Source organism: Desulfomicrobium escambiense DSM 10707 (assembly GCF_000428825.1).
GTDB classification, from domain to species: domain Bacteria; phylum Desulfobacterota; class Desulfovibrionia; order Desulfovibrionales; family Desulfomicrobiaceae; genus Desulfomicrobium; species Desulfomicrobium escambiense.
Genome location: NZ_AUAR01000003.1, coordinates 24,192 through 42,728, shown reverse-complemented (window position 1 = coordinate 42,728; position 18,537 = coordinate 24,192). Strand labels below are relative to the sequence as shown.

Annotated in this window: 15 protein-coding genes; 11 read left to right on the top strand and 4 right to left on the bottom strand. The window is 64.7% G+C overall.

Translation table 11 applies throughout. The features are described from left to right. Nucleotides 1-46 precede the first annotated feature (46 nt). The 7 genes from guaB to hisA all read left to right on the top strand — a co-directional run bounded on the left by guaB (nt 47) and on the right by hisA (nt 6,472). Complete coding sequence (gene guaB / locus G394_RS0103440) at nt 47-1,504, top strand: IMP dehydrogenase (RefSeq protein ID WP_028576463.1); 1,458 nt, start codon at nt 47-49, stop codon at nt 1,502-1,504. Between the two features lie 45 nt (nt 1,505-1,549). Continuing rightward, on the top strand, nt 1,550-3,097 hold the full coding sequence (gene guaA / locus G394_RS0103435; RefSeq protein ID WP_028576462.1) for a glutamine-hydrolyzing GMP synthase: 1,548 nt from the start codon (nt 1,550-1,552) through the stop codon (nt 3,095-3,097). Nucleotides 3,098-3,131: 34 nt separating this feature from the next. Next, nucleotides 3,132-3,479: a Sec-independent protein translocase protein TatB gene (gene tatB / locus G394_RS0103430; protein WP_028576461.1), complete on the top strand. Its 348-nt coding sequence runs from the start codon at nt 3,132-3,134 to the stop codon at nt 3,477-3,479. A gap of 257 nt (nt 3,480-3,736) precedes the next feature. Next, nucleotides 3,737-4,474, top strand: coding sequence for a twin-arginine translocase subunit TatC (gene tatC, locus G394_RS17800; protein ID WP_043774706.1), 738 nt, complete (start codon nt 3,737-3,739; stop codon nt 4,472-4,474). A 59-nt stretch (nt 4,475-4,533) separates the two neighbouring features. Next, nucleotides 4,534-5,124, top strand: coding sequence for an imidazoleglycerol-phosphate dehydratase HisB (gene hisB / locus G394_RS0103420; protein WP_028576460.1), 591 nt, complete (start codon nt 4,534-4,536; stop codon nt 5,122-5,124). Then, nucleotides 5,121-5,744 (top strand): hypothetical protein, encoded by a 624-nt coding sequence (locus tag G394_RS0103415; RefSeq protein WP_028576459.1) that lies wholly within the window; start codon nt 5,121-5,123, stop codon nt 5,742-5,744. Before hisB ends, G394_RS0103415 begins: the two co-directional genes overlap by 4 nt. Continuing rightward, nucleotides 5,741-6,472 (top strand): 1-(5-phosphoribosyl)-5-[(5-phosphoribosylamino)methylideneamino]imidazole-4-carboxamide isomerase, encoded by a 732-nt coding sequence (hisA, locus tag G394_RS0103410; RefSeq protein WP_028576458.1) that lies wholly within the window; start codon nt 5,741-5,743, stop codon nt 6,470-6,472. The genes G394_RS0103415 and hisA overlap by 4 nt, the downstream gene beginning before the upstream one ends. A gap of 91 nt (nt 6,473-6,563) precedes the next feature. Here hisA and upp read toward each other — a convergent pair whose 3' ends face one another. Together upp and yihA are read right to left on the bottom strand one after the other, a co-directional pair. Then, nucleotides 6,564-7,190, bottom strand: coding sequence for a uracil phosphoribosyltransferase (gene upp, locus G394_RS0103400; protein ID WP_028576457.1), 627 nt, complete (start codon nt 7,188-7,190; stop codon nt 6,564-6,566). Nucleotides 7,191-7,638: 448 nt separating this feature from the next. Further along, complete coding sequence (yihA, locus tag G394_RS0103395; RefSeq protein ID WP_028576456.1) at nt 7,639-8,235, bottom strand: ribosome biogenesis GTP-binding protein YihA/YsxC; 597 nt, start codon at nt 8,233-8,235, stop codon at nt 7,639-7,641. A gap of 104 nt (nt 8,236-8,339) precedes the next feature. Here yihA and G394_RS0103390 point away from each other — a divergent pair, with 104 nt between their 5' ends. The 4 genes from G394_RS0103390 to G394_RS0103375 all read left to right on the top strand — a co-directional run bounded on the left by G394_RS0103390 (nt 8,340) and on the right by G394_RS0103375 (nt 12,495). Further along, nucleotides 8,340-9,152 (top strand): hypothetical protein, encoded by an 813-nt coding sequence (locus G394_RS0103390; protein ID WP_156902407.1) that lies wholly within the window; start codon nt 8,340-8,342, stop codon nt 9,150-9,152. 2 nt (nt 9,153-9,154) lie between these two features. After that, complete coding sequence (locus tag G394_RS0103385; protein WP_028576454.1) at nt 9,155-9,610, top strand: type II 3-dehydroquinate dehydratase; 456 nt, start codon at nt 9,155-9,157, stop codon at nt 9,608-9,610. Between the two features lie 38 nt (nt 9,611-9,648). Beyond that, nucleotides 9,649-10,206 (top strand): elongation factor P, encoded by a 558-nt coding sequence (gene efp, locus G394_RS0103380; protein WP_028576453.1) that lies wholly within the window; start codon nt 9,649-9,651, stop codon nt 10,204-10,206. 87 nt (nt 10,207-10,293) lie between these two features. Then, nucleotides 10,294-12,495, top strand: coding sequence for a DNA translocase FtsK (locus tag G394_RS0103375; protein ID WP_028576452.1), 2,202 nt, complete (start codon nt 10,294-10,296; stop codon nt 12,493-12,495). Nucleotides 12,496-12,604: 109 nt separating this feature from the next. Here G394_RS0103375 and G394_RS0103370 read toward each other — a convergent pair whose 3' ends face one another. Together G394_RS0103370 and G394_RS17795 are read right to left on the bottom strand one after the other, a co-directional pair. Further along, nucleotides 12,605-12,844 carry a DUF1653 domain-containing protein gene (locus tag G394_RS0103370; RefSeq protein ID WP_028576451.1) on the bottom strand — a complete coding sequence of 80 codons (240 nt, stop codon included), beginning with the start codon at nt 12,842-12,844 and terminating at the stop codon, nt 12,605-12,607. Continuing rightward, nucleotides 12,837-18,335, bottom strand: a complete 5,499-nt coding sequence (locus G394_RS17795) for a GH36-type glycosyl hydrolase domain-containing protein (RefSeq protein ID WP_156902405.1) — start codon at nt 18,333-18,335, stop codon at nt 12,837-12,839. Before G394_RS17795 ends, G394_RS0103370 begins: the two co-directional genes overlap by 8 nt. Nucleotides 18,336-18,537 lie beyond the last annotated feature (202 nt).

Sequence of the window (18,537 nt, the reverse complement as noted above, 5' to 3'; positions counted from 1 at the left end):
CATCAACAAAAAAACCCTTGTTCCCGCGTATCGGGAGAGGTGGAATATGGAAAAATTTCTCGGCAAGGCTCTGACTTTTGACGATGTCCTGCTTGTACCGGCGTACTCCGAAGTCCTGCCGGACCAGGTCAACCTGCACACCAGGCTCACCGCCTCCATCGAGCTCAACATCCCGTTCCTGAGCGCGGCCATGGACACGGTCACCGAGTCGCGCATGGCCATCTCCCTGGCCCGGTCGGGCGGCATCGGCATCGTGCACAAGAACATGTCCATCGAGCAGCAGGCCCTGGAGATCGTCAAGGTCAAGAAGTCGGAATCCGGCATGATCGTCGACCCCATCACCGTGGACCCCGACGACACCGTCGGGCACGCTCTGGAACTCATGCGGGACTACCGCATTTCCGGCCTGCCAGTCATTTCAGGGGACCATCTGGTCGGCATCGTCACCAACCGCGACGTGCGCTTCGTCACCGAGATGTCGACGCTGGTGCGGGACGTCATGACCAGCCGCAACCTGGTCACCGTGCCCGTGGGCATCTCCCTGGAGGAGGCCAAGCGCCACCTGCACGAGAACCGCATCGAGAAGCTCCTGGTCGTCGATGAGAGCAACAAGCTCAAAGGCCTGCTGACCATCAAGGACATCGACAAGGTCCGCAAGTATCCCAACGCCTGCAAGGACGACCTCGGCCGTCTGCGCGTCGGCGGCGCGGTGGGTGTGGGCAAGGGCCGGGCCGAACGCGTCGAGGCCCTGATCAAGGCCGGCGCGGACGTCATCGTCCTCGACTCGGCCCACGGTCACTCCAAAAACATCCTCGACGCCGTGCGCGCCACGCGCTCCGAATGGCCGAGCGCCCAGATCATCGGCGGCAACGTGGCGACCTACGAAGGCGCCAAGGCCCTGATCGCGGCCGGCGTGGACGCCGTCAAGGTCGGCATCGGCCCAGGCTCCATCTGCACCACGCGCATCGTGGCCGGCGTGGGCGTACCGCAGATCACGGCCATCATGGAGTGCGTGCGGGCCTGTCGCGAGGCCGAGCGCTGCTGCATCGCCGACGGCGGGGTCAAGTTCTCGGGCGATGTGGTCAAGGCCCTGGTGGCCGGGGCCGACACGGTCATGATGGGCTCCATGTTCGCCGGCACCGAGGAGAGCCCGGGCGAGAAGATCCTCTACCAGGGCCGCACCTACAAGATCTACCGCGGCATGGGCTCCATCGACGCCATGAAGGACGGCAGCAGCGACCGCTATTTCCAGGAAGGCTCCAAGAAGCTGGTGCCCGAGGGCATCGTCGGCCGGGTGCCGTACAAGGGGTCGGTGCTGGAAACCATCGACCAGCTGGTCGGCGGCGTGCGTTCCGGCATGGGTTATCTCGGCACCGGGGACATCCCGGCCCTGCGGGACAAGGCCCAGTTTGTGGAGATCTCGGCCGCGGGCCTGCGCGAAAGCCACGTCCATGACGTCATCATCACCAAGGAAGCGCCCAATTACAGGGTGGACGCGTACTAGAATTTTCGAGAACATGACCATCCGCATAACGGATGGAGGAACCACATGGATATTCAAGAAAAAGTCATCATCCTTGATTTCGGGTCGCAGTACACGCAGCTCATTGCCCGCCGCACGCGCGAATCCGGCGTCTATTCCGAGATTCACCCCTGCACCATCAGCGCGGCCGAACTGAAGGCCATGCAGCCCAGCGCCATCATCCTGTCCGGCGGCCCCGCCTCGGTCACGAGTGCAGACTCCCCCGGCGTGGACCCGGTCATCTTCAGCTGGGGGCTGCCGGTTTTGGGCATCTGCTACGGCATGCAGCTCATGGCCCATGTTTTGGGCGGCAAGGTCAACCCCTCCCTGGACCGCGAATACGGCCGTAGCGAACTGCGCTTCCAGCAGCAGTGCCCCCTGTGGGACCGCATCGCCGACGCCGAGAAGCTCACCGTCTGGATGTCCCACGGCGACCATGTCCTCGAGGTCCCGCCCGGCTTCACGGTCACGGCCAAGACCCAGAGCATCGAGATTGCGGCCATGGCCGACGTCGAGCGCCGGATGTATGCGCTGCAGTTCCACCCGGAGGTGGCGCACACCGAGCAGGGCGACGAAATCCTGCGCAATTTCCTCTTTCACGTTGCCGGCCTCAAGTCGACCTGGACCATGTCCTCCTTCGTGGACTCCATGCTCCACGCCCTGCCCGTCCAGATCGGCGAGGACAAGGTCGTCTGCGGCCTGTCGGGCGGCATCGACTCCACGGTGGTGGCAGTGCTCCTGAACAAGGCCATCGGCAAGAACCTGCACTGCATCTTCGTCGACAACGGCCTCCTGCGCGCCGGTGAAGGCGACGAAGTGGTCGGCTACCTGCGCGAGCACTTCGACCTGAACCTCCACTACGTCCAGGCCCAGGAACGCTTCCTGTCCCGCCTGGAAGGCCTCGACGACCCGGAGCAGAAGCGCAAGATCATCGGCTACACCTTCATCGAGGTCTTCGAGGAGGAAGCCAAGAAGATTCCCGGCGTCAAATACTTGGCCCAGGGCACCCTGTACCCGGACGTCATCGAGTCCGTCAGCTTCAAGGGCCCCTCGGCCGTCATCAAGAGTCACCACAACGTCGGCGGCCTGCCTGAAAAGATGGACCTGGCCCTGGTGGAGCCCCTGCGGGAACTCTTCAAGGACGAGGTGCGCAAGGTCGCCCAGGAGCTGGGCCTGCCGGACTTCATCGTCTGGCGGCATCCTTTCCCCGGTCCCGGCCTGGCCATCCGCGTCATCGGCGAGATCACTGACGAGCGCCTTGAAATCCTGCGCCAGGCCGACAAGATCGTGCAGCACGAGCTCATGGCCTCTAACTGGTACTACAAGGTCTGGCAGGGCTTCGCAGTGCTCCTGCCGCTGAAGACCGTTGGCGTCATGGGCGACGAGCGGACCTACGAGCACGTCATCGCCCTGCGCATCGTCGACTCCATCGACGCCATGACCGCGGATTGGTCCAGAGTCCCTTCGGAGATTCTCGGACGGATCTCCAGCCGGATCATCAACGAGGTCAAAGGTGTGAACAGGGTGGTCTACGACATTTCGTCCAAGCCGCCGAGCACCATCGAGTGGGAATAGCCGGCCGTAACAATCCTTTTCCGGAGACGCGCTTATGTTTGGAATCGGTTCCACGGAACTCATCGTCATTCTCATCGTCGCGCTGATCGTCATCGGCCCGGCCAAGCTTCCCGAAATGGCCAGGTCGCTGGGCAAGGCCCTCGGCGAATTCCGCCGCGTCAGCACCGACGTGAAGCGGACCATCGAGATGGAGGCCGAACAGGCAGACCAGAAGGCCCGCACCGATCAGGCCAAGAAAGAGTTCTTCCCTGAGGCGGCCGCATCAGCGGCGGCCCAGAAGGACGAGGCCCCCGCAAAAGACCAGGCGGAAGCGCAGGTCGCGGGGACCGACAAGGACAAGGCCGAAGCTCAGGCCGCGGGGCCCGATAAGGACAAGGCATGAGCGAGGAGCGGACCACGGAACGGGATGAGCTGACATCCCCGGACGGTACCGGTTCGGAAGAAACGGTGCCTGCGGTCGACCGGCAGCCCGAAGGCGCCGGGCCTGACGAGCCCGGCCCTGATTCCGCTCCGGAGCCGTCTCCGGCCGGGGGGAGCGCTCCCGCTAAGCAGGCGGAAGGCAGCCCCGAACCCGTGACGGACTCCGCAGACGACCCCCCGGACGCATCAGCCGATGCCGACGCGGAGGAAGTCCATGAGATGACCTTCACCGAGCACCTGAACGAACTGCGAGTTCGTCTGGTGCGGTGCATCATCGGTGCCTTCGTGGGATTTCTCGCCTGCTACGGCTTCGCCGAACAGCTCTTCGCGCTGCTCATGAAGCCCCTGATGGATCTGCTCCAGCCCACAGGCGGGTCACTCATCTACACGGGGCTGCCCGAGGCGTTCTTCACGCACCTGAAGGTCGCGGCCATTGCCGGGCTGTTCGTGGCCAGTCCCTACATCTTCTATCAGCTCTGGATGTTCATTGCGCCCGGCCTGTATGAAGGTGAACGCAAGTACATGATTCCTATCGCCTTCTTCTCGGCCTTGTGCTTCGTGTCGGGCGCGATGTTCGGCTATTTCGTCGTCTTTCCGTTCGGCTTCCAGTTTTTCCTGGGCTACGCCTCGGACTTCATCAAGCCCATGCCGTCGGTCAAAGAGTATTTCAGCTTTTCAACCAGCATGCTCTTTGCCTTCGGGTTCATTTTCGAACTGCCTCTGTTCATGTTCTTCCTGTCCGTCATGGGCATCGTCACGCACAAGACCCTGCGGAAATACAGGAAGTTCGCCATTCTCGGGAATTTTGTCGTGGCGGCCATCCTGACCCCGCCCGACGTGGTCTCGCAGTGTCTCATGGCCGGCCCCTTGTGCATTCTCTACGAGATAGGCATCTGGGTGGCCTACATTTTCGGCAAGAAGCCGAAGGAACCAGAGGCAGAGGCCGCTACATCGTAGGTCGCAGGAAGAACGGGCAGGCCACAGGACCTGCCCGTTTGCTTTGACAAGGAGACACCATGAACGTTCGTACTGGAAGAATGGATCGTGAAACCCGCGAGACGAAGATCTCCGTGGCCGTGAATCTCGATGGGACTGGTACATGCCGCATCGCCACCGGGTTCGGCTTTGCGGACCACATGTTCGATCTGATGGGCCACTGGGCCGGGTTCGATCTCGACATTTCCTGCGAAGGCGACATGTATATCGACGCACACCATTCCCTGGAGGACATCGGGCTGTGCTTGGGCAGCGCCATCAGCTCTGCCCTGGGGGACCGCAAGGGCATCGCCCGTGTCGGGTGCGCCAAGGTGCCCATGGACGAGGCGCTGACTGAAGTGTGTCTCGACCTTTCCGGCCGCGCATATCTGGTGTACGAAGAGGCCGTGTTGCCCGCCATCATCGCCGGACAGGAAAAGGATTTGTGGAGGGAGTTTTTGAAATCACTCTCCTCCAGGGCGGGCATGAACCTGCACGTCCGCATGTTCTACGGCCAGAACGGACACCATCTGCTCGAATCGGTCTTCAAGGGCCTGGGGCTTGCCCTGCGGCAGGCGGTCCGGCTGGAGCGTGAGGATGTGCTCAGCACCAAGGGAGGTCTTGACGCATGAAATACTATCTCGTGGCACTCGTGCTACTCTGCACCGCCTGCGCTAAGCCGACGCAGTTTCAGGCCGTACCGTCTTCCGCAACCCTAGCGGTGGCGCATTTCGTCCATCCTGAAAACGACTGGGAACTCATGGCCGGCGTTCTGCCCGATGAGCCGTCCGTCATCGCGCCCGAGTCCATGGACGCCATGGACGGACAGCTGTTTGCCGCCCTGTCGAAGGCCCCCGGGCGCGTGGTGATGAGCCAGGCCATGGTCCGGCAGTGCGAGGAGATCGTGACGGCGAGCAAGGAACGTCGCACGTTCGAGTCTGTCCAGTACTGGAAGGAAGTCGGCACGTGCATGAAGGCCGACTATCTGCTCGTGCCGTTCGTCACGCGCTGGCAGGAGCGTGAGGGCGGCGAGTGGGGCGTGACGCGCCCGGCCAGCCTGACCATGGACCTCTACCTGATCGCCACGGCCAGTGGCGAGTTGAGACGGTATCATTTCGAGGAGGAGCAGAAGGGTCTGGCCGAGAATCTGCTCCAGGGCAGGCGCTTCGTGAAGCGCAAGGGACGTTGGGTCACACCGCTGGAGATCGCGGCGGAAGCAATCGAAGAAGGTACGAAGGCGCTTGGATTATGAACATCTTTCCGGCAGTTGACATCAAGGACGGCAAGTGCGTCCGCCTGCGACAGGGCGTCGAGGATCAGGTCACGGTTTTTTCCGACGACCCGGCGGCCATGGCCCGCCAGTGGGTGGCGGTCGGGGCCAGGTGGCTGCACGTCATCGATCTGGACGGGGCCTTTAGCGGCGTCCCGCGCAACATGGACCTGATCCGCGAGCTGTGCTCCGGCGTGTCTGTTCCGGTGCAGCTCGGCGGCGGCATCCGCAGCGTCGACGTCGCGGCGAAGTATCTCGAAGCCGGCGTGGAGCGCCTCATCATCGGCACCGTAGCCCTTGAGGACCCGCCCCTGTTCCGCGAGCTGTGTGAGGCCTTCCCCGGCCGGATCGGCGTGTCCCTCGACGCCCGCGACGGGTGCCTCAAAACCAAGGGTTGGGTCGAGGACGCGGGCAAGACCGTGGCCGACGTGGTCCCGGAACTGGAGGCCGCGGGCGCGTCGTTTTTCATCTACACCGACATCAGCCGCGACGGCATGCAGTCCGGGGTGAACATCCCTGCCCTCGAAGCCCTCCTCGGCATGACGCGGATGCCGGTGCTCATCGCCGGCGGCATTTCCACCCTGCAGGACGTGCAGGCCGTCTTCCCCCTGCGCGAGAAGGGGCTGGCCGGAATCGTGACCGGCAAGGCCATCTACGCCGGCAGCCTCGACCTGAAAGCCGCCCTGGACTGGCTCGCCGCACAGGCCTAGCTTCATTCCGCCTTGGAAAAAATGAGAAACGCCCGGCTGGACCGGGCGTTTTTCGTTGCGTCGATATCCGTCAGGGCGTTTCGCCCGAGCATCATTTCGTGCCGAAAATCTTGTCCCCGGCGTCGCCGAGGCCTGGCAGGATGTAGCCGTTCTCGTTCAGCCGCTCGTCCACGGCCGCGACGTAGATGTCCACGTCGGGGTGAGCCTCGGTGATGCGTTTGAGCCCTTCGGGTGCGGCCACCAGGAACAGGCCCCGGATGCTCGTGCAGCCGGCGTTCTTCAGACAGCGGATGGTGGCGTCGAGGGTCCCGCCCGTGGCAAGCATGGGGTCGAGGATGATGGCCATGCGCTTGTTGATGTTCTTGGCCAGCTTTACGTAGTACTCAACGGGCTGCAGGGTCTCCTCGTTGCGGTAAAATCCGACCACGCTGACCTTGGCGCCGGGAACCAGATCCAGCACGCCGTCCTGCATGCCGAGCCCTGCGCGCAGGATCGGCACCACGGTGATCTTCTTGCCCTTGATGACGTCGACCTCCACCGGGCCGGCCCATCCCTGGGTGATCTTCTTTTCCGTTTCCAGGTCCTTGGTGGCTTCGTAGGTCAGCAGTCTGGCGATTTCCGAGGCGAGCTCCCGAAAATTCTTGGTGCTGATGTCGTGTTTGCGCATAAGCCCGAGTTTGTGCCTGATCAGGGGGTGTTCCGCCACGTAAACTGCCATGAGAGTCTCTCCTTGCCTGGGCTGTAGGGTGGTGTGCCGTGTCTTCGCGATGCGAGGACCTTCCTATGCTCCGGCCTTCGCATCGGTCAAGCTGTTCGTCCGCCGGGGTCCCGCGAAAACCCCGAGGCGGCCGTTCCGCAACAATCCGCCCCCGATGTCCATTGCATTCGACTGCAGGACAGCCTTCGGGGTCGGGACGATTGCCTGCGCCACCGTCATCGACACGGTGCTGCAGTCGTGCAGGCTGTCTGCGACGGAAGTTGCAGGGCTTTTCGGCGATACGGGGAAACAGTGCGCCCGCTCATTCTGAAAAGACACGGCATGCTGCGGTCATGCTGCACGCTTATTAAGATAAAGTGGCATGATATCGTAAGGTTTTTTTAGGATTAAGGGGTATAAAAAACTGTTCAAAATGGAAATAATTGCGTATTCAATCTGCACTTCCGTGCTATGAACCGCTGTGCACTGCGGCGAATCGGTCCAGAAAAAACTGCCAGAGCTTGTCGATGTTCATGCCGGAATGACTCGAAATCAACATGGGCGGATTTTGCGTACCTAAAAGACGTTGCCATGCCGCTTGGCTAGATTTTCGGACAGGCTGTTTGCATTTGTCGGCCTTGGTCAGCACGGGGAAAACCTCTATGCCGAGGGATTTGATGTAGTTGATCAGGTCGATGTCCAGGGCCTGCGGGGGAAGGCGGGAGTCCAGAAGTGCGACGACGCCGAAAAGGCGCGAGTTGTTCTGCAGGTATCTGGTGATGAGCGCCGCCCATTTGTCGCGTTCTGTCTTGGAGCAGCGGGCGTACCCGTAGCCGGGGAGATCGACGAGGTAGAAGTTTTCGGGCTCGACCCTGAAGAAGTTCAGGCTGCGCGTCTTGCCCGGTGTGGAACTGGTCTTTGCCAGATTTTTTCTCCCGGTCAGCTTGTTCAGGAGCGACGATTTGCCGACATTGGAGCGACCGGCAAGGGCGAGTTGGGGAAGCGGCATCTCGCCGAGTTGATCGATGGTGTAGACGGTCTTTTCCAAAATTACGGTGCTGGGCATGAAACTACCATTTCCGGGGAAGAGGGTTCTTGACGAAATGCGTTTTGATCAGGCAGTGATAGAAAGAATTGTCTTGGTGATCAATATTTAATTGGAGGCTTACTATGCGTGCGTTGCTCGTACTCTTGAGCGCCGTTTTCCTGCTCTCTGCGTGTGCCAAGGAAGTGCAGCTGGTTTCCACCCCCAGTGACATCGACTCCACGGTGGTCGAGGAGCAGGCCAGCGTCGAACTGCGGCTCAGCAAGGCCGATCTGCTCAGGTTCACCGATGTCGAAGACGGCATCTGGAAAGAGGCCAGGACCGCCGGCCTGATCAAGGTCTGCAACAAGATCCTGAACAAGGACCTGCTCCTTATCCCCACCCCCGGCGGGGCTTCTCTGGGCGGGGGCTTCGGCGAGTACACCGAGAGCGGCATGCTGACAACCGAGAGCGACTCCGAGACCGGAGACACCGTGCAGACGTTCATGGTCTCTGCCTCGTTTGCCGGTGACCTCGCGTCCGGGGGGCAGATCCTGACCCTGGAGGAGGACCGGTTCATCGCCGGATCGAGCGACATCGCCTACGCCATGCTCTACCAGGCCGTGCCGGAAAGCGTCCCGAGCCATGTCGTCATCGCCGAGCCGGCCAAGGAATTGGGAAGCAGCTTCCTGCGCGTCATCGGCATGGCCGAGATCAAGCAGATCAAGCAGGGCACCGTGGCGCTGCCTAAGGAGCAGGGAGGCACCACCGGCACACTGTGCACCCTCGAAATCCTCGTCAGCAACCGCGAGATCGAGGCCGGCGACCGCATTTTTCTCATGAACGTCGATGTGGCGGCCCTGGAGCCCGGCTCGACCCTGGCCGAGGGTGAGCCCGAAACCGTGGTCGTCATGCCGCCGAGTTCCGACAAGGTGCAGGAGCCTTCGGAAACGAAATAGGCATGGACATCCTCGTCGTTAACGGCCCCAATCTCGGGTATCTCGGGCAACGTCAGCCCGAGGTCTACGGATCACAAGGCATGGACGCTCTCCCCGAACTGGTGCAACGCCTGCTCGGGGAGAACGCGCGTCATGTCACCCTGACGCTGTTCCAGTCGAACAGCGAGGGCACCCTCATTGATCGTCTCGAAGAGGCCTGGAAAGCCAACGTCCACGGCTTGGTCCTCAATGCCGGGGCGTACACCCACACCAGCCTGGCCCTGGCCGACTGTCTGGCCTGGATCAGGATTCCTTGCGTGGAGGTGCATCTGAGCAACGTGCACGCCCGCGCCTCGGCCATCCGCCACCAGAGCCTCATCGCCAGGCACTGCATCGGGGCTATTGCCGGTTTCGGCATTATGAGCTATGCGCTCGCAGTCCAGGCGCTCTGGCAGCGTCTGGGCAGCCCTGAAGCCTGACCGGCAAGGGACACATCAATGGAGGAACCAAGGCAAGCATGTTAGCGACAAGCGATTTCAAGAAAGGCAGAAAGATAGAGATTGACGGTGCTCCCTGCGAGATTCTGGAGTGCAATCACTACAAGCCGGGCAAGGGCGGGGCGTTCATGCGCACCAAGTACCGCAACCTGATCACCGGAGCCGTGGTCGAGCAGAATTTCCGCTCCGGCATCAAGTTTCCCAGGCCCGACCTGGAAGTCCGCGAGATGCAGTATCTCTACAACGAGGGCGACGGCTACGCCTTCATGGACATGACCACCTACGAGCAGATTTCCATCCCGAACAGCATCATCGGCGGCAAGGGCGGCTTCCTCAAGGAAGCCCAGGCCTACAAGGTCATGCTGTACGAAGGGCGCCCCCTGGATATCGAACTGTCCGGTTCGGTCGTCCTGGAAGTGACCATAACCGACCCCGGCATCAAGGGCGACACGGTCACCGGCGCGTCCAAGCCGGCGACGCTCGAAACGGGCCTGGTGGTCAACGTGCCGCTCTTCGTCGAGATCGGCACCAAGATCAAGGTCAACACGGAAACGGGCGAATACCTCGGCCGCGAATAACCTCCCGGAGCACCAACGGACCAAAGGCCATGGAGAGCGCTCTGTGGCCTTTTGTTTTTCGACGCCCCCCTGTATGGAAAAATTCGCATGACAACTGACGGCAACAAACTCCTGCGGGAAATCTGCGCCCTGGTCTTCGCCTGCTCCCTGGCGCTGGCCACGCTGGCCCTGTACTCCTTCTCGCCCGAAGACGCGAGTTTCAACCATCAGGCCATGGCCGGACACACGACGCGCAACCTGGTCGGCACCCTGGGGGCGTACGTCGCCGGCGGGCTGGTGGACCTCTGCGGCGCGGCCGCCTGGCTGTGGCCGGTCTTTTTTGCCCTGGCCGCCGGCATGCTCTTCTTCCCCCGTTTCCGGCCGTCCTGGCTGCGCTGGACCGGTGGCATCCTGCTTGGTGTGCTGCTGCCGGTCTGGATACACTTCGCGGTCCTGCGGATGGGACTGCCCGGCACGGGCATGGCCGGCGGAGGCTTCGTCGGGCGCTCACTCTACGCCCTGCTGCAACGGGTCTTCGGCGACTACGGCTTTGTCCTGGTGGCGGCCTGCCTGACCATGATCGGCCTGCGGCTGCTCGTCGGCATGCCGTACCGCGTCGCCGTGGACAAGGCTGCGGCCTGGATCGCGGTGGTCCGGGGCTTCGCGTCCAGGGTCGGGGCATGGCTCAAGCCCGCGGAGTCGGGAACCGCCGCCCCGGCGGTGCGCCAGGAAGAGCGGCCGAAGCCGAGAGCCCCGAAGGTCCGCCTGGTCGAGGACAAGCCGCAGAAGGACTCGCCGGCGCCCATGGCCCCCCCTGCGCCCGCGCCGCAGAAGGCCCCGAAGCCGGCGCCCGCCCCGCGGACCGCAGTATCCGGCGCAAGCCTGCCGCCCATCGATCTTCTGGCCCAGGTCCCCGCCTCGCGCATCACCGTCTCCGCTTCCGTCCTCGACCGGCAGTCCCAGGCTCTGACCGCCTGCTTCGCGGACTTCGGCATCCAGGGCGAAGTCCAGGGCGTGCAGCCCGGGCCCGTCATCACCATGTTCGAATACAAGCCCGCGCCGGGCATCAAGGTCAGCCGCATCGCCGGCATGGGCGACGACCTGTCCCTGGCCCTCAAGGCCCGCGCCGTGCGCATCGTCGCGCCTCTGCCCGGCCGCGACACCGTTGGCATCGAGATCCCGAACGAGCAGCGCCTGACCGTCTACCTGCGTGAGATCATCGAGGACCCGTCCTTCTCCGAGGCCAAGGCCCAGCTGCCCCTGGCCCTGGGCAAGGACATCCAGGGCGTCCCCCGCATCGCCGACCTGGCCAGGATGCCGCATCTGCTCGTGGCCGGCGCCACGGGTGCGGGCAAGTCCGTGTGCCTGAACTGCCTGCTTCTGAGCCTCGTCTACCGCAACGACCCCGAACACGTGAAACTCCTGCTCGTTGACCCCAAGCGCATCGAGCTGGCCGTGTACAGCTCCCTGCCGCACCTCGTGCACCCCGTGGTCACGGACATGCACCTGGCCAAGAACGCCCTGGAGTGGGCCGTGTACGAGATGGAGCAGCGCTACGAGGCCATGGCCCGCACCGGCGTGCGCCACATCACGACCTACAACCAGAAGCTCTCCGAGATGGGCGACGACATCCCCGAAGACATGCGGGACCTCAAGCCCTTCCCCTACCTCGTCATCGTCGTCGACGAACTGGCCGACATGATGATGACCGCGGCCAAGGAAGTCGAGGGCAGCATCGTGCGCCTGGCCCAGTTGGCCCGCGCCTCGGGCATCCATCTCATCCTGGCCACCCAGCGCCCCTCCGTCGACGTCGTCACGGGTATCATCAAGGCCAACTTCCCGTCGCGCATCGCCTTCCAGGTCAGCTCCAAGCACGACTCCCGCACCATCCTCGACGGGGTCGGGGCCGAATACCTCCTGGGCCACGGCGACATGCTCTTCAAGCAGAGCGGCGGCAACATCCAGCGCGTGCACGGCGCCTTCGTCGGCGACGACGAGATCGCCCGCGTCGTGAAGTACTGGGAAAAGCAGCGCCCCCAGCGCTTCGAGCTGGATTTCGCCGACTGGAACACGGGCGGGGAGAACGGCGGCGAAGGCAGCGGCGGGGCCAGCGACGTCCTCGACGACCCGAAGTACTCCGAGGCCATCGAGTTCGTCACCGAACAGGGCCGCGCCTCCATCTCCATGATCCAGCGCCGCCTGCGCATCGGCTTCAACCGCGCCGCCCGCTTCATCGAACAGATGGAAATGGACGGCGTCATCGGGCCCCAGGACGGGAGCAAGCCGAGGTTGGTGCGGAAGAAGGATTAGAGGATGAAGATGCCTCCGGGGTGCAGGGGACTCGTCCCCTGCACCCCGTTCAGGGGGGCGGGGGAGAATTTCGGGTCATGGGCGGCCCGGAAGGTGATCGGTGATCAGGTCAGTCTTCAGTGATGAGCGCGAAGCGCGGCACCAGCCGCCCTTCGCGCTCTGCGTTTTCCAGGAACATGGACACGGGCCTGACCCACAGGCCCGTGTCGTTGTAGAGGGGGCGGTAGACGACCATGTCTTCGAGGCCCTCGCTGTGCCGGGCCACGCCCAGGACCTCGTACTCGCCGCCCTTGAAGTGGCGGTAGCGGCCTGGGCGCACTGTGTTCGGGACGGTGCCGGTCTCAGCCATGCTTCTTTCCTCCGGTAAAGACTTCCTTGCCGTTCATCCACACCCTGCGCACGTCCAAGACGCCGTCGGCTTCGAGCATCGTGGCGTCCAGATGCGGCTTGCCGTCCTGCGTACCGATGCCCAGGAGCCCATAAGCGGCCCACAGCATCCGCGCGGCTGCGCCCGTGTACCAGCTCCACCCGCCGCGGCCCTCGAAGCCCGGGCCGTGGAAGATGTCGGCCGGCTGCTGGTGGGGCGGCAGGCCGTAGGTCTGCAGCTCCTCAGCACGGGCATGGGCCAGGGGCGATATCTTCAGCCAGACCCGCAGGGCGTCGCGGCGCCAGCGGGCTGCCGCCTGTGCGTCCCCTGCCTCCGACGCCCGCCGAGCCAGGATGGTCAGAGCGTCCACCAGCCAGGATGCGCCGTGGGAATACTGGGCGCCGTTTTCGCGCACCCCCGGAGGGTAGTCGGCGATGCGGCCGGGGTAGGGCTTGGAGTCTTCATCGAAGAACGGGGTCAGAAGTAGCACCATGTTCTCCTTCTCCAGATGTTTCAGGCCCGAGCGCAGGGCCGCCTCGCCCTTGATCGGGTCCGTGGCCCCTGACAGCAGGGGCCAGGAGGAGCACAGGGCGTCGGCGTAGTCCAGGACCTCGCCGGAATCGGAAACGGCCCGCACGAAGTGGTCGTCTTGCCACATCCTGTCCAGGGCCTCGCGCAATCTGGCGGCCTGGAAGCGATACCCTTCGGACTTGGCTTTGCCGTAGCGCTCCTCCACCAGCGGGGTGATGGTCCGCAGCACGTCGTGCAGAAAAAAGCCGAGCCAGACGCTCGTGCCCTTGCCGTGGGGGCCCACGGCCGAGAGGCCGTCGTTCCAGTCGTGGGCGCCCATGAGGGGCAGGCCGTTGGCGCCCAGGTGCGAGAGGGTCAGGTCGATGCCGCGCACGCAGTGGTCGAGCAGGGTGCCCTGATCACGTGACGGGCGCGGCACAAAGGCGATGCCCTCCTGGCCGCGCGGGATGGACGGGCCTTCGATGAACGGGATCGGTTCGGACAGGATGGCGCGGTCGCCCGTGACCTCCACGTAGCGGCACGTCATGTAGGCCAACCACAAGTGCGGGTCCGAGGCCCGGTTGCGGATGCCCAGGCCCGTGCGGCCGTCCCAGGTCTGGTGCCACCACTGCAGCACGTCGCCGCGCAGGAACTGCTGGCGCGCGTGCAGCAGAATCTGGGCCCGGGCCAGGCGGGGGCGCAGCATGGTCAGGGGCAGGACGTCCTGCAACTGGTCCCGGAAGCCGTAGGCGCCACTGCGCTGATGCGGGCCCAGTCGCCCCCAGAGGCGGGCCGTGAGGGCCTGGTAGGGGAGCCAGGTGTTGACCAGCCGGTCGAAGGCCGGGCTGCTCGTTTCGACCCTGATCGTCCCGAGCGTTTCCCGCCACATGGCTTTCGTCCGCCGCAGCGCGGCCAGCACGTCGTCGCCGCGGCGCATGGACGCCATCATCCGGCGGCAATCCCCCTGTTCAGGGGCCTGGCCGATGAGCACGTGCATGTGCGCTTCCCCGCCTGCCGGGACGGTCAGACGGCCGGAAATCGCGGCCACGCGGTACCCGTCGTCATCCTGCTCCAGGTCGGGCTCGCCCGTTTCGACCATCCATGGCGCGAAAATGGTCCGTCCCGCGCCCATGAACCGGTTCAGACTGGTCTCCATGGCCGTGCACGGCAGGCTTGACGACACGAAGGCCCAACCGCGCTGGAATCTGTTCTCCGGGCGGCTGAAGAAGATGACGCCGCCCTCGCGGTCCTCCTCTGTGACGATCTGGCCGAGGGAGTCGATGGCCACGTCGGCCAGGATGATCTGCGCGAAGAAGGTCACGTCGTAGGTCACCGCGCTCTGTCCGGAGTTGACGATGCGCAGGAGTCGGGCCTCCATGGGCTGGTCGTGGAGCACGAAGGACGTCAGTTCCGTTGTGACGGGGCCCATGGACTTGCGGAAGACGCAGTATCCCAGGCCGAAGGTCACGTTCAGTTCAGCCCTCCTCTCCCGGAAGGGGATGTATGTCGGCGAGGTGATGTCGCCCGTGGCCGTGTCGCGCAGGAAAAGGACCTGTCCGGGGTCCTGGGTGGTCATGGAGTCCGGGGCGAATGGGGTCAGGGCGTTCTGCTGCGAGTTGCCCATGAAGGAGGTGAACGCTCCGTCGTTGGTCACCAGCGTCCCGTACCCCAGTTCGTTGACCATGAGGTGGGCCCAGCGGCGCGGGGTCTTCCATCCCAAATGAAGCTCCTCTCCGTCCTCCGAGAAGCTGTAGGCGCTCTCCGGCGCGGGGTGGAGCATCTCCTCGACCGAGGGCTCCCGGATTGCCCGGGGTTTGCAGTCGGGCTTGAGCGGATGGGGCCGGGCTTCGCCGGCCGGGTTCAGGATTCGGCGCAGCATCTGTTCCCCTTCCTCCGCCGACGCGGCGTACCCGTCCACGAATACCGCCTCGACCGTTTCGCCGGGTTCGAGTTCGAAGCGCAGGAAAAGGCTCGCGATGGGGTCGAAGGTGTAGTGCAGGCCCGTGTCGTCGGCCTGCAGCGGCGGACGGTTCAATCCGTCGGGGTCGCGCAGGGTCCTGTCGCCGACAAATGCCATGCGGCTGTCCTGGTAGCCGCGCAGCGAAACCCGGGAATCGGTGACCTGCGCCGCATGGAAGTAGACTTCGGGCGAAGGCCGCGGGCCGCCGGAGGAGGAACCGGAGGTCTTGATCATCCGGTTGCGGGCGAAGACGGCCCCAAGCCCCGGCACGAACCAGGTCGCGATGTGCTGCCTGTTGTAGAAGGGGTGGCGCAGCTGTGGGTTGGGGTCGTTGAGGCAGATTTCCCGGTAGGAAACCAGATCGATCCGCCGGACCTCCGTCCCCGTGTTCGTCAGGCGGATGCTCCAGATCTCGGCGTTCAGGTCCGCCGGGACGTTCACGTCGGCTTCGGCCTCGATGTCCTGGCACCTGCAGCTCAGGCTGACCGAGAGGGGCGAGGTGCGCTCGACGGTGGTCTGGGCGTCGTCGCGCGTGATGGGGCGGAAGCCAAGGGTCCACGGCTCCCGGCCTTCCTCCTGCAGGTAGAGGAATTTGCCGGCGTTGTGGGCGCGGGACGTGGGGCGGTTGGTCAGATCGTACTCCGCGCCGTGCCTGACGGAGCTGAAGACGCGGCTGTACCCCCGGCCGTCCTGGGTGAAGACCGCCGTGTACACGCCGTTGCACAGGGTGATCTCGTCCGCAGGTCGGAAGCCTGGCCGTTGCAGGCCGCAGGCAACGCACATGTCGCCGGTCGGCTGCTTGCGGTGGCGTACCCTGACGATGCTGACCGCGAAAGCGGTGACGGCGAAGACGGCGATGAGCGCGGCCAGGGGCGAGGCCTGGCCCTGGCCCGTTTTCTGGATGGCTTCGGCGCCGTCCCAGACATGGGCCCAGTCCGCGCCCATGGGCAGGAAGAAGGGGATGAGCAGCGGGGCCCAGGTGGCGAAGCGGCGCAGGGCCTCGGGGATGCAGCGCGTGCGGCCGGCGTGTCCCTGGAAACGGGCCAGCAGTTCGTCCAGGGCGTCGCCGCCGACAAAGGACAGGTTGACGAGCGTGGCCACGCGCAGGCCCATGTGGTCGAACCAGATGAGGATGCGTACCCAGTCGTAGGCCAGGAGGTGCAGGAACGTCTCGATGCTCCAGCCCCGGAAGGCCTCGGGCGTGAGGACGATGCTCTGCCAGATGGCGGCCAGGGTGCGGAAGGCTCCGTCCTGGTTGTACCAGGTGGGGTCGGGCGAGATGCGCAGCAGGGAGTAGATGACCGGCGCCATCCACAGGCCCCAGCGCAGCACGCGCACGGTTTGTTCGGCGATGGCGACGACGCCCTGGCGGCTGGCCATGAGGCGCACCGGCGCCCAGCTGCGGGCGAAGAGGGCCGTCAGGAAGAAGAAATTGACGCTGAAGAGCGGGGCGGCCAGGGACCAGTTGATGACGCCCGACACGGACTCGTTGAAGAGCAGCCGTGCGCTGCCGGTCTGGGGGCCGAGATTCATGGCGCCCCATTTGCTGAACAGCGGGTAGATGACGTAGTCCTGCGGGTTCTGGACGTGCAGGGTGACGTACATGCGGAATTTGTTCAGCACCACAGCGGATTGGCTGGGGTCCACGTACCAGGCGATGGCCCCGCCCACGAAGCCGCCCAGCAGCGTCCCGTTCAGGTAGACGCGCCAGCTCTGCAGGTGCTGCCGTCTGCCCCGGATCTTTTCCTGCAGGTCCATGAGCATGCCGGCTCCGGCAAAGGCCACGGCCCCCATGCCCGCCCCGAGCAGGAAGCGGGTGCCCGGTGTCTCGCGCATGAGCGTCTGAACCGGGACGAGATGCAGGCCGAGCCCCAGCAGCGCCCCGCGCAGGTAGAGATGGGGGCGGCAGGCGTTGCCCAGGAGGCGGGAGAAGAAGGCCGGGCTGCCGTCGAAGGTCTCGAGGATGGTCTTGGCCAGGGGCATGAGCGCGGCGCCCACGGCCAGATGCGTGGCCAGGGGGATGGTCAGTCTGGCCGCCTCCAGCAGGGACGAGTCGGCCATGGCCTGGACCAGGAACAAGAGCCCCAGGAACAGGGCGCTGTAGACCGCGCCCTTGCCCAGGCCCTCCCGGAAGTGGTGCGCCCCCCAGTACCCGGCGGGTCGCCGGCCCTTCAAGGCGTCCATGAGCAGGCCGGTCATGAGAAAGGTCTGGCTCCACAGCCCGGCCTGGGCCACGGCCACGGCGGCGATGGCGGCCAGGACCGACAGACCGAGCGGCAGGGACGCGGCCGCCTGGGACGAGCCCAGGTCGGCGGCCAGGGGGCTCAGGCCGGCCAGGGCGGCGCTGCCGGCCAGCAGGACGAAGGTCTTCGGCTCGCGCAGCAGGCCGCCGATGCACAGGGCGTTGAGGATGACGGCCGAGAAGGTGTTGAACACGGCCAGGACGATGACCCGCCCGCCGAGTTCCATGGCCCGGGGGGGCAGTGCGTTGACTGCTGGCAGCGAGCCTGCCAGTTGCTGGAGCAGGTGCGGCGATTGCAGGAGCAGGAGCCAGTTGAAGACGAAGGGCACGGCCAGGAGGCTGGCCTGAGCCAGCATGGAAGGGTGTCGTCCCTTGCGGGCCAGGGTGATGGACACGAGAAGAATCTGAGCCAGGGCGAAGAACGCGGCGCACAGGGGGCCAAGCCTGAGCAGGTCGGACCAGGCCGCCGGAGCCTGCCAGATGGTGACGTGGGGAGTCATCGCAAGCACCAGTACGGCCGGGATCAGGAAGTCGCACAGCGCCGCCGGCGGGCTCGGCAGGCGGTGGGTCGTGATCAGCGTGAGCCCGGCCGCGGACAGCAATCCGATGGCTCCGGCCAGGATGGCCATGGCCGCCGGCGTGGCCGGGAAGGGCTCCGGTGGCTGCATCCCGAACACGAGGGCGGCGGCGGGAGCGAAAAGGATCAGTATTGCGCAGAATCCGAGTCGGGAGGACCAAGGCAGGGCGGGAGATATGTTCACGTGGTGTCCGCTTTGTCTGAAGGTGGGGGAACTGCTGCTGCGAACGTCTTCGGCGAAGGTGCGCTGCGATGGGTATTCTTGTCATCTGTCGGTGGCGAATTCAAGACTTGCGTTGCCCTGGAAAGCGCAGATACACGTGAGGGATGCGCCGGCCGGATGGGTTTTTGACTGCGTGGAACTCTCGCGGGGTTTTCCTTTGGAC

Coding starts and splice junctions, on each gene's coding strand:
- guaB (WP_028576463.1), top strand. CDS start 47: ATGGAAAAATTTCTCGGCAAGGCTCTGACTTTTGACGATGTCCTGCTT.
- guaA (WP_028576462.1), top strand. CDS start 1,550: ATGGATATTCAAGAAAAAGTCATCATCCTTGATTTCGGGTCGCAGTAC.
- G394_RS0103370 (WP_028576451.1), bottom strand. CDS start 12,844: ATGGCTGAGACCGGCACCGTCCCGAACACAGTGCGCCCAGGCCGCTAC.
- G394_RS0103375 (WP_028576452.1), top strand. CDS start 10,294: ATGACAACTGACGGCAACAAACTCCTGCGGGAAATCTGCGCCCTGGTC.
- tatC (WP_043774706.1), top strand. CDS start 3,737: ATGACCTTCACCGAGCACCTGAACGAACTGCGAGTTCGTCTGGTGCGG.
- G394_RS0103415 (WP_028576459.1), top strand. CDS start 5,121: ATGAAATACTATCTCGTGGCACTCGTGCTACTCTGCACCGCCTGCGCT.
- efp (WP_028576453.1), top strand. CDS start 9,649: ATGTTAGCGACAAGCGATTTCAAGAAAGGCAGAAAGATAGAGATTGAC.
- hisA (WP_028576458.1), top strand. CDS start 5,741: ATGAACATCTTTCCGGCAGTTGACATCAAGGACGGCAAGTGCGTCCGC.
- tatB (WP_028576461.1), top strand. CDS start 3,132: ATGTTTGGAATCGGTTCCACGGAACTCATCGTCATTCTCATCGTCGCG.
- hisB (WP_028576460.1), top strand. CDS start 4,534: ATGAACGTTCGTACTGGAAGAATGGATCGTGAAACCCGCGAGACGAAG.
- G394_RS0103390 (WP_156902407.1), top strand. CDS start 8,340: ATGCGTGCGTTGCTCGTACTCTTGAGCGCCGTTTTCCTGCTCTCTGCG.
- yihA (WP_028576456.1), bottom strand. CDS start 8,235: ATGCCCAGCACCGTAATTTTGGAAAAGACCGTCTACACCATCGATCAA.
- G394_RS0103385 (WP_028576454.1), top strand. CDS start 9,155: ATGGACATCCTCGTCGTTAACGGCCCCAATCTCGGGTATCTCGGGCAA.
- upp (WP_028576457.1), bottom strand. CDS start 7,190: ATGGCAGTTTACGTGGCGGAACACCCCCTGATCAGGCACAAACTCGGG.